The sequence below is a fragment of the Acidovorax sp. GBBC 1281 genome (genome assembly GCF_028473645.1).
Classification (GTDB): Bacteria; Pseudomonadota; Gammaproteobacteria; order Burkholderiales; family Burkholderiaceae_C; genus Paracidovorax.
The window spans coordinates 4,496,030-4,509,994 of sequence record NZ_CP097269.1; the positions used below are offsets into that span (position 1 = coordinate 4,496,030).

General features: G+C 65.0%; 12 protein-coding genes and 2 pseudogenes. 7 read left to right on the forward strand and 7 right to left on the reverse strand.

The annotated features are described in order from the left end of the window. Nucleotides 1-2: 2 nt before the first annotated feature. Nucleotides 3-293, forward strand: a complete 291-nt coding sequence (gene cas2 / locus M5C96_RS21065) for a CRISPR-associated endonuclease Cas2 (RefSeq protein ID WP_272565093.1) — start codon at nucleotides 3-5, stop codon at nucleotides 291-293. Between the two features lie 448 nt (nucleotides 294-741). Here the strand turns inward: cas2 and M5C96_RS21070 are convergent, their stop codons facing one another. Continuing rightward, nucleotides 742-2,370, reverse strand: coding sequence for an ABC transporter permease (locus tag M5C96_RS21070; protein ID WP_272565094.1), 1,629 nt, complete (start codon nucleotides 2,368-2,370; stop codon nucleotides 742-744). A 147-nt stretch (nucleotides 2,371-2,517) separates the two neighbouring features. Between M5C96_RS21070 and M5C96_RS21075 the strand changes: the two genes are divergently transcribed. Beyond that, a complete protein-coding gene (locus M5C96_RS21075) occupies nucleotides 2,518-3,585 on the forward strand; it encodes an ABC transporter ATP-binding protein (protein ID WP_272565095.1) in 1,068 nt (355 codons plus the stop codon). A gap of 68 nt (nucleotides 3,586-3,653) precedes the next feature. On the opposite strand, the gene M5C96_RS21080 is transcribed toward M5C96_RS21075, so the two are convergent. Both M5C96_RS21080 and M5C96_RS21085 read right to left on the reverse strand, forming a co-directional pair. Further along, the gene (locus M5C96_RS21080; RefSeq protein WP_272565096.1) at nucleotides 3,654-4,565 is read right to left on the reverse strand and encodes a lysine exporter LysO family protein; all 912 of its coding nucleotides are present in this window, start codon (nucleotides 4,563-4,565) and stop codon (nucleotides 3,654-3,656) included. A 41-nt stretch (nucleotides 4,566-4,606) separates the two neighbouring features. Further along, nucleotides 4,607-5,458 (reverse strand): annotated as a pseudogene (locus M5C96_RS21085) (IS5 family transposase); the annotation flags it as partial. 66 nt (nucleotides 5,459-5,524) lie between these two features. Between M5C96_RS21085 and M5C96_RS21090 the strand changes: the two are divergent. Then, on the forward strand, nucleotides 5,525-6,619 hold the full coding sequence (locus M5C96_RS21090) for an IS630 family transposase (protein ID WP_272563777.1): 1,095 nt from the start codon (nucleotides 5,525-5,527) through the stop codon (nucleotides 6,617-6,619). Nucleotides 6,620-6,633: 14 nt separating this feature from the next. Next, complete coding sequence (locus M5C96_RS21095; RefSeq protein WP_272565097.1) at nucleotides 6,634-7,863, forward strand: DUF2357 domain-containing protein; 1,230 nt, start codon at nucleotides 6,634-6,636, stop codon at nucleotides 7,861-7,863. Here the strand turns inward: M5C96_RS21095 and M5C96_RS21100 are convergent. Further along, complete coding sequence (locus M5C96_RS21100) at nucleotides 7,831-8,925, reverse strand: IS630 family transposase (RefSeq protein ID WP_272563777.1); 1,095 nt, start codon at nucleotides 8,923-8,925, stop codon at nucleotides 7,831-7,833. The genes M5C96_RS21095 and M5C96_RS21100 overlap by 33 nt on opposite strands. 102 nt (nucleotides 8,926-9,027) lie before the next feature. Here M5C96_RS21100 and M5C96_RS26940 point away from each other — a divergent pair. Together M5C96_RS26940 and M5C96_RS21105 are read left to right on the forward strand one after the other, a co-directional pair. After that, nucleotides 9,028-9,099: pseudogene (locus M5C96_RS26940) on the forward strand (hypothetical protein); the annotation flags it as partial. A gap of 120 nt (nucleotides 9,100-9,219) precedes the next feature. Then, nucleotides 9,220-9,786, forward strand: a complete 567-nt coding sequence (locus M5C96_RS21105) for a hypothetical protein (protein ID WP_272565098.1) — start codon at nucleotides 9,220-9,222, stop codon at nucleotides 9,784-9,786. 10 nt (nucleotides 9,787-9,796) lie between these two features. On the opposite strand, the gene M5C96_RS21110 is transcribed toward M5C96_RS21105, so the two are convergent. Then, a complete protein-coding gene (locus tag M5C96_RS21110) occupies nucleotides 9,797-10,231 on the reverse strand; it encodes a very short patch repair endonuclease (protein ID WP_272565099.1) in 435 nt (144 codons plus the stop codon). Between the two features lie 248 nt (nucleotides 10,232-10,479). Beyond that, a complete protein-coding gene (gene glmS / locus M5C96_RS21115; RefSeq protein WP_272565100.1) occupies nucleotides 10,480-12,402 on the reverse strand; it encodes a glutamine--fructose-6-phosphate transaminase (isomerizing) in 1,923 nt (640 codons plus the stop codon). Between the two features lie 138 nt (nucleotides 12,403-12,540). Between glmS and M5C96_RS21120 the strand changes: the two genes are divergently transcribed. Then, nucleotides 12,541-13,053: an Lrp/AsnC family transcriptional regulator gene (locus M5C96_RS21120; RefSeq protein WP_272565101.1), complete on the forward strand. Its 513-nt coding sequence runs from the start codon at nucleotides 12,541-12,543 to the stop codon at nucleotides 13,051-13,053. A 33-nt stretch (nucleotides 13,054-13,086) separates the two neighbouring features. On the opposite strand, the gene M5C96_RS21125 is transcribed toward M5C96_RS21120, so the two are convergent. After that, nucleotides 13,087-13,965: a sensor histidine kinase gene (locus tag M5C96_RS21125; protein ID WP_272565102.1), complete on the reverse strand. Its 879-nt coding sequence runs from the start codon at nucleotides 13,963-13,965 to the stop codon at nucleotides 13,087-13,089.

Genomic DNA, 13,965 nt, shown 5'->3' on the forward strand with positions numbered 1-13,965 from the left:
TCATGATGGTGCTTGTGAGCTATGACGTCCGTTCACAGGACAAGGTGGGTGCCCGGCGCCTGCGGCACATCGCCAAAGCGTGCCTGGATTTTGGCCAGCGCGTGCAGTACTCGGTGTTCGAGATCGAAGTGGACTCGGCACAATGGGTGGCCCTGAAAAACCGCTTGGTCCAGATCATCGACCCGGCCACGGACAGCCTGCGGTTTTACTACCTGGGCCAACAATGGAAAGACCGGGTGGAACACGTGGGGGCCAAGCCCGTTCTCGACCTGAACGCTCCGCTCATTCTCTGACACGCCTTGGGCACCAGCGGTGCCATTTTGCGAACCCCAAGTGACTGGGCACGGCCATCGCGCTTCGCAGAGTTCCAACTCTTTGATTGATCGATGATTTTTCTCTTGGCACGTGGGAGAGGCGCTGGTACGCCTGCCAAAGGGAAGGGGTTCGCGGAGAGAGGGGATTTTTGCTAGTGGGGACAGGCGGTTATAAATGGGCCGTCGCGCCCCGTGCGGGCGCGTGGGTTGAAACTGGTAGCGGTAAACCGTGTCGAGCGTGGCACGGTGTCGCGCCCCGTGCGGGCGCGTGGGTTGAAACAAAGGGCGGTTAGAACAACTAAAGGAAGGCGCCGTCGCGCCCGTGCGGGCTCGTGGGTTGAAACTTGCCCACAGTCTTGGGCTGCAGGGACGCGCTGGCGTGTGGGTCGAAACAGGCTCTGAAAAGCCGCCCCCCTCTATCTCCCCCTCACCCCCGGCTCCGCAACGTCCGACTCAACAGCACAACCGGCACCAGCCCCACCGCCACCAGCGCCAGCGACGGCAAGGCCGCCTCGCCCAGCCGCTCGTCGCGCGCCAGCTGGTAGGCGACCACGGCCAGGGTGTCGCTGTTGAAGGGCCGCAGCACCATGGTGGCGGGCAGTTCCTTCATCACGTCGACGAACACCAGCAGCGCCGCGGCGGCCGTGGAGCGCTTGAGCAGGGGCCAGTGCACCCGGGCCAGCAGGCCGGCACCGCCGGCGCCCAGCATGCGGGCGGAGTCGTCCAGGCTGGAGGGAATGCGCGCGTAGCCGCTTTGCATCGATTGCAGCGCCACGGCGCAGAACCGCACGAGGTAGGCCCACACGATGCCGACCGCAGTGGCGGTGATGATCGACGGCAGGCCCCACTGGGGGGCTGCCGCCTGCAGCCAGCCCACGGGCAGCAGCAGGCCCACGACGATCACGGCGCCGGGCACGGCATACCCCAGGCTGGCCAGTTGTGCCACGCCGCGGGTGAGCGCGCCGGCCCGCCGCCGCACGGCGAACGCCAGCACCAGGGCGATGGCCACGGCCAGCACGGCGGTGATGCTGCCCAGGCGCACGCTGTTGCCGGCCCACTCCAGAAAGCGCGACCAGGGCAGCACGGACCAGTCGGCCGCCAGGGGCCGCAGCATGAAGGCCACCGGGGCCACGAAGCCGAAGACCACCGGCAGCAAGCACACTGCCCACGCGGCGGCGCAGCGCAGCCCCTGCAGCCGCTGCGGCTGGGCCTCGGCGGAGCCCGCACGGCCCGCCCCGCCCGCAGCAAAGCGCATGCGCCGCTGCGCACGCTGCTCCAGCTGCAGCAGCAGCATGACGAGCACGAGCAGGATGGTGGCCAGTTGCGCCGCGGCCAGGCGGTTGTCCATCGACAGCCAGGCCTTGTAGATGCCGGTGGTGAAGGTCTGGATGCCGAAGTAGCTCACCACGCCGAAGTCGGCCAGCGTTTCCATGAGGACCAGCGCCACGCCGGCCGCGACCGCAGGGCGCGCCAGCGGCAGCGCGACCGTGCGCACGCGCCGCGCCAGCGGCGCCCCCAGCAGGCGGGCGGCCTCCATGAGGTGGGCGGCGCGCTCGCCCAGCGCCGTGCGGGCCAGCAGGTACACATAGGGATAGAGCGAGAAGATGAACACCCACACCGCGCCGCCCAGGCTGCGCACCTCGGGCAGCAGCCGGCCTTGCAGGCCATAGGTTTCGCGCAGCCACACCTGCAGCGGGCCGCTGAACTGCAGGAAGTCGGTATACGCGTAGGCGGTCACATAGGCCGGCATGGCCAGCGGCAGCAGCAGCAGCCATTCCAGCGTGCGGCGGCCGCGAAAGTCGAACAGCGTGACGGCGGCGGCCGTGGCCGCGCCCACCACCGCCGCGCCGATGGCCACGGCCAGGCCCAGCCACACCGTGGTGGCGAAGTAGCCGGGCAGCACGGTGGCGGCCATTTCGCGGAGGATGGCGCCGGCCTCGGCGCCACCCGCGCTGCCCGGCAGCCACGACGCGAGCACGGCCAGCACCGGCAAGGTCAGCGCAGCGGCGAGCAGCAGCAGGGGAATGGATCGCAGGGCGGAAAGAAGGCGTGGCAAGGGCGGGCCCTGAAGGGAAGGGTCGGGAGAATCGGACGGGGCATTCCGCTCGAAGATGGCTTCGGTCGAGCGCTGAAGGGCACGCCGGCAGGGCCGTCTGGATGCAAATGCGAATTCTACGCATTGGCGCCTTCTAGAATCGCGGCCATGTTCCTTGAAGTCTCCCAACTGGAAGTGCGCTACGCCGGCCGCGCGCAAGCCGCCGTGCGCGGCGTCACCCTGGGCCTCGCAGCGGGCGAGATCGGCGTGCTCATCGGCCCTTCCGGCTGCGGCAAGACCACGCTGCTGCGCGCCGTGGCCGGGCTGGAGCCCGTGACGGCCGGCGAGATCCGGCTCAGCGGCGCCGTGGTGAGCGGCGGCGCAGGCCGCAGCGTGCCACCGGAGCAGCGGCGCATCGGCATGGTGTTCCAGGACTACGCCCTTTTCCCCCACCTGTCCGTGGGGCGCAACGTGGCCTTCGGCATCCACCGCCTGACGCGCGCCGAACAGGCGGCGCGCGTGGACGAGGTGCTGCAGCTCGTGGGCCTGGAGGGTAGCGCCGCCCGCTTTCCGCACGAGCTGTCCGGCGGGCAGCAGCAGCGTGTGGCGCTGGCCCGCGCGCTGGCGCCCCGGCCGCAGCTGATGCTGCTGGACGAGCCGTTTTCCAACCTGGACGTGGACCTGCGCGAGCGCCTGGCGCACGAGGTGCGCGGCATCCTGAAAGCCGCTGGCGCCACGGCGCTGTTCGTCACGCACGATCAGCTGGAGGCCTTCGCCATCGGCGACCGCATCGGCGTGATGGAAAGCGGCCAGTTGCACCAGTGGGACGATGCCTATGCGCTCTACCACCGCCCGGCCACGCGCTTCGTGGCCGACTTCATCGGCCACGGGGTGTTCGCGCCGGCCACGCTGGAGCAACGCGGGGACAACGTGGTGGCCCGCACGCCGCTGGGCGACCTGACCGATGCGGCCGAGTGCCCCCTGCCCACGAGCTACCCCAGCGGGGAATGCGACGTGCTGCTGCGGGCCGACGATGTGGTGCACGACGACGCCTCGCCTGTGCAGGCGCGCATCGTCCGCAAGTCGTTCCGGGGTTCGGAGTTCCTGTACACGCTGCAGCTGCGGGACGGCCTCACGGTGATGGCCCACGTGCCGAGCCACCACGACCACGCCGTGGGCGAATGGATCGGCATTCGCCCGCAGGTGGACCACGTGGTGGCGTTTCCGCGGGCCTGATCTCGCGATGGGTGCGTCGATGGTGGCGGCGGCTTGCCTCGCCCCCATACAAGGCGAACAGCGGCCGTCTAGGACAGGAAGAAGGCGATGAAGACGGGGGCCAGGATGGTGAGGATGAAGCCGCTCACCAGGGCCAACGGGACCGCATCCGGATGGCAGGCCTGCTTGACGATCGGAAGCGTGGAGTCCAGTGCCGTGGCGCCTGCACTGCCGATGCCGATCGCGGGCTGGTAGCGACCGATGGCGTAGAGCGCGACGATCGCTATCAGCTCCCTGAACAAGTCGGTCATCAGCGCCATGGTCCCATAGGTCTGCCCGAGGTGGTGCCCCACCATGACGCTCGACAGGGTGAACCAGCCGAAGCCGCTCGACAGCGCCAGCGAGGTTCTCATGGCCTCGCCCGTGGCCCAGGAGGCCGCGGCCGCGCCCACGAACGAGCCGATTACCACCAGCACCGGCACCGACAGTACGGCCCATGAAAACCAATGGGAACTGAGCTTGACGTGGGCCAGGTCGATGCCCACCAACACGATCAACGCCAGCAGGATGGCGGAGCTCGACGGCAGCCAGAGGGCACCGGCCAGATAGGCCTGATTGACGAAAAACAGGGCACTGCCCAGCGCCACCATGGACAGGGCGATGCAGCACTCCTTCAGCGGCGGCCAGATGGTGTGAAAGCCCAGTTTGCCGGCCTTGGCGCCCGCCGTGCCGCTGCTGCGAATGCCGGCCGCAAAAATCAGGCCGCAGGGCACCAGGGTGGTCAGCAGGGCGAAGATCACGGCCGTCTTGACCACCTGCCCGACCGATTGCGCAGAAAGAATGACCTCGCCAAACTCCACGCCGATCAGGAAAAGCAGCAGCCAGACCAGGGGCAATATCCAACCGATCAGCCGCTTGCAAAATCGGAGCGGAATGATTTTCCCGGCAAGAAAACCGCCCACCAGCGCCAGCACGATCGGGAGCAAGGGGCGCTGTTGCACAAATCGAATTGCAGACGGCATGACCCCAACCCCAGACGGACCTATGCCACAGCAGTCACCGACACGGTGTGAGGACGGCCGATCTGACTGAACCGATTGAGCAAGGCCACGCGGACATGCAGCTCCACAACCTGGCGGTCGAACGTGCGCGCGATCACCCGTTCGCCCAGTCGCTTGAAGCAGTGCATCTTCGTCTCCACAAGGCTGCGCCGGTGGTAGCCGCTCCACTTCTTCCAAATGCCGCGACCCAGGCGCTGGCACGCCCGAATGGCCTCATTACGATGCGCCGAGCCCGGACTCGACTTCTTCCAATGGCTGGCGTTCTTGCGGGGCGGGATCACCGCCATCGCGTGCCGCTCGGCAATGGCGTCCAGGCAGGCGCGCGTGTCGTAGGCGCCATCGGCACTGACGCTTTCGATGGATTCGTCAGTGGGAATCTGAGCCAGCAACCCGGGCAACATCGGCGCATCCCCAATGGCGTTGCTGGTCACCTCGATGGCGCGTATTTCCAGCGTCTGCGCGTCGATGCCCAGATGGACCTTGCGCCATTCGCGCCGGTATTCAGCACCATGCTTCTTGCGTTTCCACTCTCCTTCGCCCAGGAACTTGATGCCGGTGCTGTCCACCAGCAACTGCAGCGGCGAGTTGGTTCGCTGGTAGCTCAGTTCGACCTGCAAGGTCTTTTGGCGCCGGCAAACAGTGCTGAAGTCAGGTACCGGCCAGTCCAGCTTTGCCAGCCGCAGCAGGCTCTGCACCATGCCCAGCGCCTGTCGCAAGGGCTGGCCGAACAGGCACTTGATGCTCAGGCAGAACTGGATTGCTGCGTCCGAGAAGGTTCGGCTGCGTCCACGCCTGCCGGTCGGCGTGCCAAACCACTGCATGCCCTCATCTAGTGTCCTGTCCCGTTAATTCGCAGGCACGATAGCTGCATGGTTTCGGGCCATCCTTGAGGTGCCGCCATGCCCAATGCAACGACCCGAACAGAAATTGCGCTTAGTGAAGTGGAGCGCGCGGAACTGACGTCCATGGCGCGATCACGTTCGCTGCCAGCGGCGTTGTCGCTCAGGGCGCGCATCGTGCTGACTTGCGAAGGCACAGATAAAGCCAGCACCGCGGTTGCGCAGGCTCTGGGGATCAGTCGTAGCACTGTCACCAAGTGGCGCGGGCGCTATGCGCGCCATCGCATTGCAGGGCTTTACGACGAGTTGCGCCCGGGTCGCCCCCGCACGGTAGATGACGAGCGTGTTGCTGAGTTGATTACCAAGACGTTGCACACCAAGCCTGCTGATGGGGGTACCCACTGGAGCACCCGCACGCTGGCCGCCGATACGGGCATCAGCAAGAGCACGGTGGCGCGCTATCTGCAGACCTTCAACCTCAAGCCGCACCGGGCCGACAGCTTCAAGCTGTCGACCGATCCGCTGTTCATCGAGAAGCTGCGCGACGTTGTGGGGCTGTACCTGAACCCACCTGACAACGCGCTGGTGCTGTGCGTGGACGAGAAGAGCCAATGCCAAGCTTTGGAGCGTACGCAGCCGATGCTGCCAATGGGGTTTGGCTATGTCGAAGGTGTCACGCACGACTACGTGCGCCACGGCACCACCACCTTGTTCGCGGCCCTGAACGTGATGAATGGCCAAGTGATCGCGCAGTGCCGGCCCCGGCATCGTCATCAAGAGTTCCTTGCCTTCCTGCGCGCCATCGACAAGGCAGTGCCCGACGAACTGGATGTGCACTGCATAGCTGATAACTACGCCAGCCACAAGCATCCAAAGGTGCGCGCTTGGTTGGCCGAGCGGCCTCGCTGGCACATGCACTTCGTTCCGACCTATTCAAGCTGGCTCAATCAGGTCGAGCGCTTCTTCTCGATCATCACCACGCGGGCAATCCGCCGTGGCTCGTTCACCAGCGTGAAGGATCTGATCAACAAGATCGACACATTCATCGCGAATTACAACCAGTCCTGCCAGCCGTTTACTTGGACAGCTACAGCAGACTCCATCCTCGAAAAACTCGCCAGACTATGCGGGCGAATTAACGGGACAGGACACTAGTCCCCGTCGGTCGCGTGATTAAGCGCTCTCCCCGCGACCACAGCGAAGGGGTCCTTAACACCCAATCTCAGGCAGGAGTCCTCAGGCTTGAGATCGAGCTCGACCGTCACGGAGAAACTGATACATTGGTCGCCAACGTCGACGTCTATCCAGCCAAGTTCGATGTCGTCTCCTACCGGTCGATGATCGACGATATCTGCAGACACTCCCTGTCACTGGCGTTGCGACTGAGCGCTGTGACAGCAGTACCTCTGAGCGTCTCCGAACGAACCGAAGAGTCCGGCATCGCTCAGCGCTTTTTTTTCATCCGACACTTGCTGGGCGACACGGGATTCCGATTGGCACTAGAGCAGGTCACCAGGAGTCCGCACACCAGAGTCGAACGCGAGCTTTCGAGCCGCTCGCTGGCGAGTGCGAAGCGATTGGACGCACGAAGCGTTCGCGCTTTGGCGACTGGGCGCGACCGCGTGCCTGTACCCGCCGGACATGCGCTCGCGCGCTTTGGTTCGTTACCGAGAAGCGGCGTGTCGCGGCTGCCCGTCGAGACAACAGATACCGCGGAAAACCGTTTCATACGCTTTGCGTTGCACGAGTTCGCGCATGCACTGTCGACGATCGTGTCGATCTGCAGCAAGAGCGACAAGGCTTCTGATCGACGTATCGCGAAAGAAGCTACTCGGATGGACGCACGGCTCAGGGGAACGCTCGATCATCCCGTCTTGAGGGATCTAGGAGAGAGTTCGATGCTGCCGCTCGGCAGTCCGGTTCTTCATAAGCGTGCCGGGTACCGCGAGATCTTCGGAGTATGGCTGCAGTTCCACATTGCCGCTTCCCTGGTCTGGGAAGGAAGCGCGGATGTATTCGGTGCGGGAAAGCGGGACACCGATAAACTGTACGAGTATTGGCTGTTCTTCCAATTGCTCGCAGTGCTGTCGACGCATCTGGGGGTGACAATGCCGCCGCCCGAAGATCTGGTGTCGGATTCGGACGACGGGCTTTCGCTGCGTCTCAAAGCGGGGCGAAGCTTCGTGCACGAAGGCGTGACGCTCAAGGGCATTTACCCCCTGACTGCGAGATTTTCTTATAACCGCACATTCGGCAGCAACATCGACGAATCCGCTGCGGGCTCGTGGTCGTTGACCATGCGCCCCGACTTCACGGTGAGCCTGTGGCCAGCAGAAATCGACGCGGAACTCGCCGAACAACTGCATCTAGTGTCCTGTCCCGTTAATTCGCCCGCATAGTCTGGCGAGTTTTTCGAGGATGGAGTCTGCTGTAGCTGTCCAAGTAAACGGCTGGCAGGACTGGTTGTAATTCGCGATGAATGTGTCGATCTTGTTGATCAGATCCTTCACGCTGGTGAACGAGCCACGGCGGATTGCCCGCGTGGTGATGATCGAGAAGAAGCGCTCGACCTGATTGAGCCAGCTTGAATAGGTCGGAACGAAGTGCATGTGCCAGCGAGGCCGCTCGGCCAACCAAGCGCGCACCTTTGGATGCTTGTGGCTGGCGTAGTTATCAGCTATGCAGTGCACATCCAGTTCGTCGGGCACTGCCTTGTCGATGGCGCGCAGGAAGGCAAGGAACTCTTGATGACGATGCCGGGGCCGGCACTGCGCGATCACTTGGCCATTCATCACGTTCAGGGCCGCGAACAAGGTGGTGGTGCCGTGGCGCACGTAGTCGTGCGTGACACCTTCGACATAGCCAAACCCCATTGGCAGCATCGGCTGCGTACGCTCCAAAGCTTGGCATTGGCTCTTCTCGTCCACGCACAGCACCAGCGCGTTGTCAGGTGGGTTCAGGTACAGCCCCACAACGTCGCGCAGCTTCTCGATGAACAGCGGATCGGTCGACAGCTTGAAGCTGTCGGCCCGGTGCGGCTTGAGGTTGAAGGTCTGCAGATAGCGCGCCACCGTGCTCTTGCTGATGCCCGTATCGGCGGCCAGCGTGCGGGTGCTCCAGTGGGTACCCCCATCAGCAGGCTTGGTGTGCAACGTCTTGGTAATCAACTCAGCAACACGCTCGTCATCTACCGTGCGGGGGCGACCCGGGCGCAACTCGTCGTAAAGCCCTGCAATGCGATGGCGCGCATAGCGCCCGCGCCACTTGGTGACAGTGCTACGACTGATCCCCAGAGCCTGCGCAACCGCGGTGCTGGCTTTATCTGTGCCTTCGCAAGTCAGCACGATGCGCGCCCTGAGCGACAACGCCGCTGGCAGCGAACGTGATCGCGCCATGGACGTCAGTTCCGCGCGCTCCACTTCACTAAGCGCAATTTCTGTTCGGGTCGTTGCATTGGGCATGGCGGCACCTCAAGGATGGCCCGAAACCATGCAGCTATCGTGCCTGCGAATTAACGGGACAGGACACTAGCGGTTCACCTACATTTCGACTCCAAGTACCGTCTGCGCGACGTTTCGGAGCAAACGCAGGAACTGCGGGGCTCGTTCAGGCGCGAAGACCTCTTCGTCGCACATACCTACCGTGACGCCATCCGTCGTTCCTGGGGGGCATTCGTGATCTATCCCGGGGACGAGGAGCCGCCGACGCTGCACCGTGCCCATCGGAAGGCGATGCCCGGAGTCGGCGCGTTTCCCGTGAAGCCGACGGTTGACGGGCAGCCGAACGGCATCGAGTCGATCGGCGAACTGCTTGAACAGGTCGTACAGCACTTCGGAGAATCGCTGGCACCCCGAGAACGCCTGAGGAATGCCGCTTGGGTGGCCTGCGGATCGCGCTTCGACCTGCCGGGTGAAGGTCTGATACTCGTGCCGGATGCGGAGTGTTGCTTTCCGCTGCCCTCCGAAAAAGGGGATGGTTGTTTCGCTCTGCGACTGTCCGGTCGTGCGGGAGAATCGATCCTCGACGTCGAGGCCTGGAAGATTAGCGGCTCCATTCTCATCGACGGCGAGGACACATCCTCGTTGCTGCTTGTGCCTATCAGCTCAGTCGAGCAGGGGCCGACAGCGCTCGGGTTTTCCGAGCCACCGGGCCTGCATGACTCAAAACGGCTTTGCGTGATCCTTCGGCTCGATCTGGAGGCCGCCGTGCGGCTCGCTCCGAAAAACTTGTCGTCTCTCCTCGATCTCAGAAGATTCACCGCGAACTATCTCGGATGCTGCGCGACGCCGGCGGTGGTGAAGACGTTCATGGTTCGGCTCTGAGCGGCTCAGATCAGAACTCACCGGCGCGTGGCGTAGAAGATCGGATCTTGGCGGCAAGATCGGTGGCCGACTTGTGAACCGCATTGCCTTTGGTTTCGCATTCCCAGACGACAAACACCCTCCAGCCGAGCTTTCCTAGTTCATCCGACTTGCGGCAGTCCCTTGCCACGTTGGCTGCAATCTTCGGGATCCAGTAGTCGGTATTGGTCGTAGGAAGGCGACCCGCCCGACACGTATGACTGTGCCAGAAGCAACCGTTGACGAACACTGCGGCCTTATGTTTCGGAAAGATCATATCGGGCCGCCCTGGAAGGTCAGTCGGATGCAATCGAAACCTTAACCCCAACCGATGAAGCGCCCGGCGAAGCGTCAGCTCCGGCGCAGTATTCTTTTGCGCGATCCGTGCCGTCAAGGCACTACGCTTGGTCTTGGAAAGAAAATCCATCAAAGTGTCGCCTTCGTCGGAAGCACGAGGTGGCGTACGTCCTGTTTCGCCGGCTTTTCGTTGCGGCAATCCGTCAAAGGGTACCGTACAAATGATCCTTTCTTCCGTTGGACTAAATTTTCGCCGGCCATCCAAGCCAAAAACTTGTCCACGACTTTATTGCGATGTCTACGACTCTATTGCCACGTCTACGACTTTATTGGCACGGAACAACTGTCGCGCAGCAGTGCGGGAGCCGCCACAAGCACTCACTCCACCGTCACGCTCTTGGCCAGATTGCGGGGCTTGTCCACGTCCGTCCCCCTGGCACAAGCCGTGTGGTACGCCAGCAATTGCAGCGGCACCACGTGCAGCAGCGGCGACAGCGGGCCGTAATGCTCGGGCATGCGGATCACATGCAGGCCTTCGCCGCTTTCGATCCGCGTGTCGCCATCGGCCAGCACATACAACACGCCGCCGCGCGCGCGCACTTCCTGCATGTTGCTCTTGAGCTTTTCCAGCAGCGTGTCGTTGGGGGCGACGGTCACGATCGGCATGGCGCTGGTCACCAGGGCCAGGGGGCCGTGCTTGAGCTCTCCCGCCGGGTAGGCCTCGGCATGGATGTAGCTGATTTCCTTGAGCTTCAAGGCGCCTTCGAGCGCGATGGGGTAGTGCAGCCCGCGGCCCAGGAAGAGCGCGTTTTCCATGCGCGCGAAGTCCTCGGCCCAGCTGATGATCTGCGGCTCCAGCGCCAGCACGGCCTGCAGCGCGACGGGCAGGTGGCGCATGGCTTTCAGGTGCTCGGCCTCCTGGTCGTCGGTCAGGCGTCCGCGCGACTGCGCGATGGCGAGGGTGAGCAGGAACAGCCCCGCCAGCTGCGTCGTGAAGGCCTTGGTCGAGGCCACGCCGATCTCGACACCGGCACGCGTGATGTAGGCCAGCTTGCATTCGCGCACCATGGCGCTGGTGGACACGTTGCAGATGGTGAGCGTGTGCAGCATGCCCAGGCTTTGCGCGTGGCGCAGCGCGGCCAGCGTGTCGGCCGTTTCGCCGGATTGGCTGATGGTGACGACCAGCGCGCGCGGGTTCGGCACGCTGGTGCGGTAGCGGTACTCGCTGGCCACCTCCACCTGGGTGGGAATGCCGGCGATGGACTCCAGCCAGTACTTGGCCGCGCAGCCGCTGTAGTAGCTGGTGCCACAGGCCAGGATGAGCACGGAGTCGATCTCCTTGAACACGCGCCAGGCGGCGGCGCCGGGCTCGCCGTCCGGACCGGGGGCGCCGTCGAACAGCTCGGGCACGATGCCGCGCACGCCCTCCAGCGTGTCGGCAATGGCGCGGGGCTGCTCGAAGATCTCCTTTTGCATGTAGTGGCGGTAGGGGCCCAGCTCGGCGGCGCCACTGTGCGCCTGCACGGTGCGCACCGGGCGCCGATGGGCCTCCAGCGGCTGCCCGCCCTTGCCCACGATCCAGTAGCGGCCCAGTTGCAGGTCGACCAGATCGCCCTCTTCCAGGTACACGATCTGGTCGGTCACGCCGGCGAGCGCCATGGCATCGCTGGCCAGGAAATGCTCGCCCTCCCCCACGCCCAGGATGAGCGGTGAGCCGGCGCGTGCACCCACCACGCGGTGGGGTTCGTCCTTGTGGATGACGGCAATGGCGTAGGCGCCATGCAACTGGACCACGGCGGCCTGAACGGCCTGGAACAGGTCGCCGCTGTAGTGGCTGTCCACCAGGTGGGCGATGACTTCGGTGTCCGTCTGGCTGGTGAAGGTGTAGCCACGTGCCTGCAGGGCGGCGCGCAGCTCTTCGTGGTTTTCGATGATGCCGTTGTGCACCAGCGCCACGCGCCCCAGGCGCAGCGGCTCATCCGCCGTGGGATCGCCCGTGCCCGTGCCGTGGCTGAAGTGCGGATGGGCGTTGTGCACCGCCGGGGCGCCGTGCGTGGCCCAGCGGGTATGCGCGATACCGGTGGCCCCCTCGACCTGCTCGGCGTTCACCTGCTCTAGCAACTCGGCCACGCGGGCCGTGCTGCGGGCGCGGCGCAGGCCGCCCGTGCGGGAGGCGCCCAGGCTGGCATCGTGGATGGCCACGCCGCAGGAGTCATAGCCTCGGTACTCCAGGCGCTGCAGGCCCTGCACGAGGATGGGAACGATGTTGCGCGTGGATACCGCGCCGACGATGCCGCACATAGACGATCTCCTGAAAGGAATGTGGATGGGCGATGGTAGGCAGGGCATCAAGAAATATGTACAAATTATTCAAACAATCTTTGGAATTAAATTTCTCATAAAACACCTATTGAAATTTAATTCCATAAAATTAGCCACATGGAATCATTATTTCTCGACGACACCGACCTTCAACTGCTGAGTGCCCTGCAAGACGATGCCACGACCAGCAACCAGGACCTGGCCGCAGCGGTTCGCGTGTCGCCTCCCACCTGCCTTCGCCGGGTCAAGCGCCTGCGCGAGGCGGGCCTGATCGAGCGGGAGGTGGCCCTGGTCCAGCCCGATGCCCTGGCGCGGCACCTGGGCCACGGCATCACCGCGATCGTGGAAGTGACGCTGGACCGGCAGGACACCGAACGCCTGGCAGCCTTCGAGCAGCGCATGCAGCCGGAAGCCTCTGTGCAGCAGTGCTACCGCGTCTCGCCGGGGCCCGATTTCATCCTGGTGATCTACGCGCAGGACATCCCGGGCTACCTGGCCCTGGCCCAGCGCCTGTTTTCCAGCGACGGCAACGTGCGCAACGTGAAGGCCTTCTTCAGCCTCAAGCGCAGCAAGTTCGAGCCGAAGCTGCCGTGCGTGCGTCCGGAGAGCCTGGCTCCCCACACCCCATGAGCCGCCCGACTGGCGCGGCGGCCATCGCAGCGCTCAGCCGGTGCCGGCGTCCGGCCCAGGCGCCCCCGCGGCCGGCAATTGCAGGCACACCGTGCAGCCCTGGTGGGGCGCCGCACTGATGCCGATGGTGCCGCCCATGCGCGCCACCAGGCGCCGGCACCGCGCGAGCCCCAGGCCCAGGCCCTCGAACTGGCTGGCCGGATGCAGCCGCTGGAACACCTGGAACAGCTGCCCCGCCTGCGCGGCGGGAAAGCCCGCGCCGTTGTCCCGCACGGTGATGTCCACCCGATCGCCAGGTGCCGGCCGCACGTGCACGGCGATGCGTGGCGGCTGGGCCCCGCGCGAGAACTTGAGGGCGTTGTCCAGCAATGCCACCAGCACCTCCTGCAGCCAGCCCGCGTCCGCCCACAGCACGGGACAGGCCTCGGCCGCGGGCAGATCCCATTGCACGGCGTCGAGCCAGGGACCGGCCGGTCCCTCTCCGGAAGACGCAGGCGCTTTCGCCGCCGCGCTTTTTGGTGACGGCGCCGCCGCGGCAGCCGTCCGCGCCGCAGCCACCGCGCTCTGCAGCACCGGGCCCAGCGCGACCGGGCCCGGCGTGGCGGGGGCCGCGCCGATGCGCCCCAGCTGGATCAGCCCGTCGATCATGCCGCCGAGCTGCTGGCCCGCCTGCGCGATGGTGTCCAGGAACTGCAGCGCCTCGGGATCGGCATTGCTCTCTGCGACGGTCTCGCGCAACAGCCGGCCGTAGGCGAGGATGTGGCGCACGGGCGCGCGCAGGTCGTGCGACACGGCCCGCAGGAACGCTTCCTGCTCCTGCCGCGCCGCGTCCAGCTCCATCCGCAGGCGCGCCACCTCATCGGCCTGCACGCGGCCCGCTTCATTCGGCAGATCGCTGCGGGGGGCCTCCAT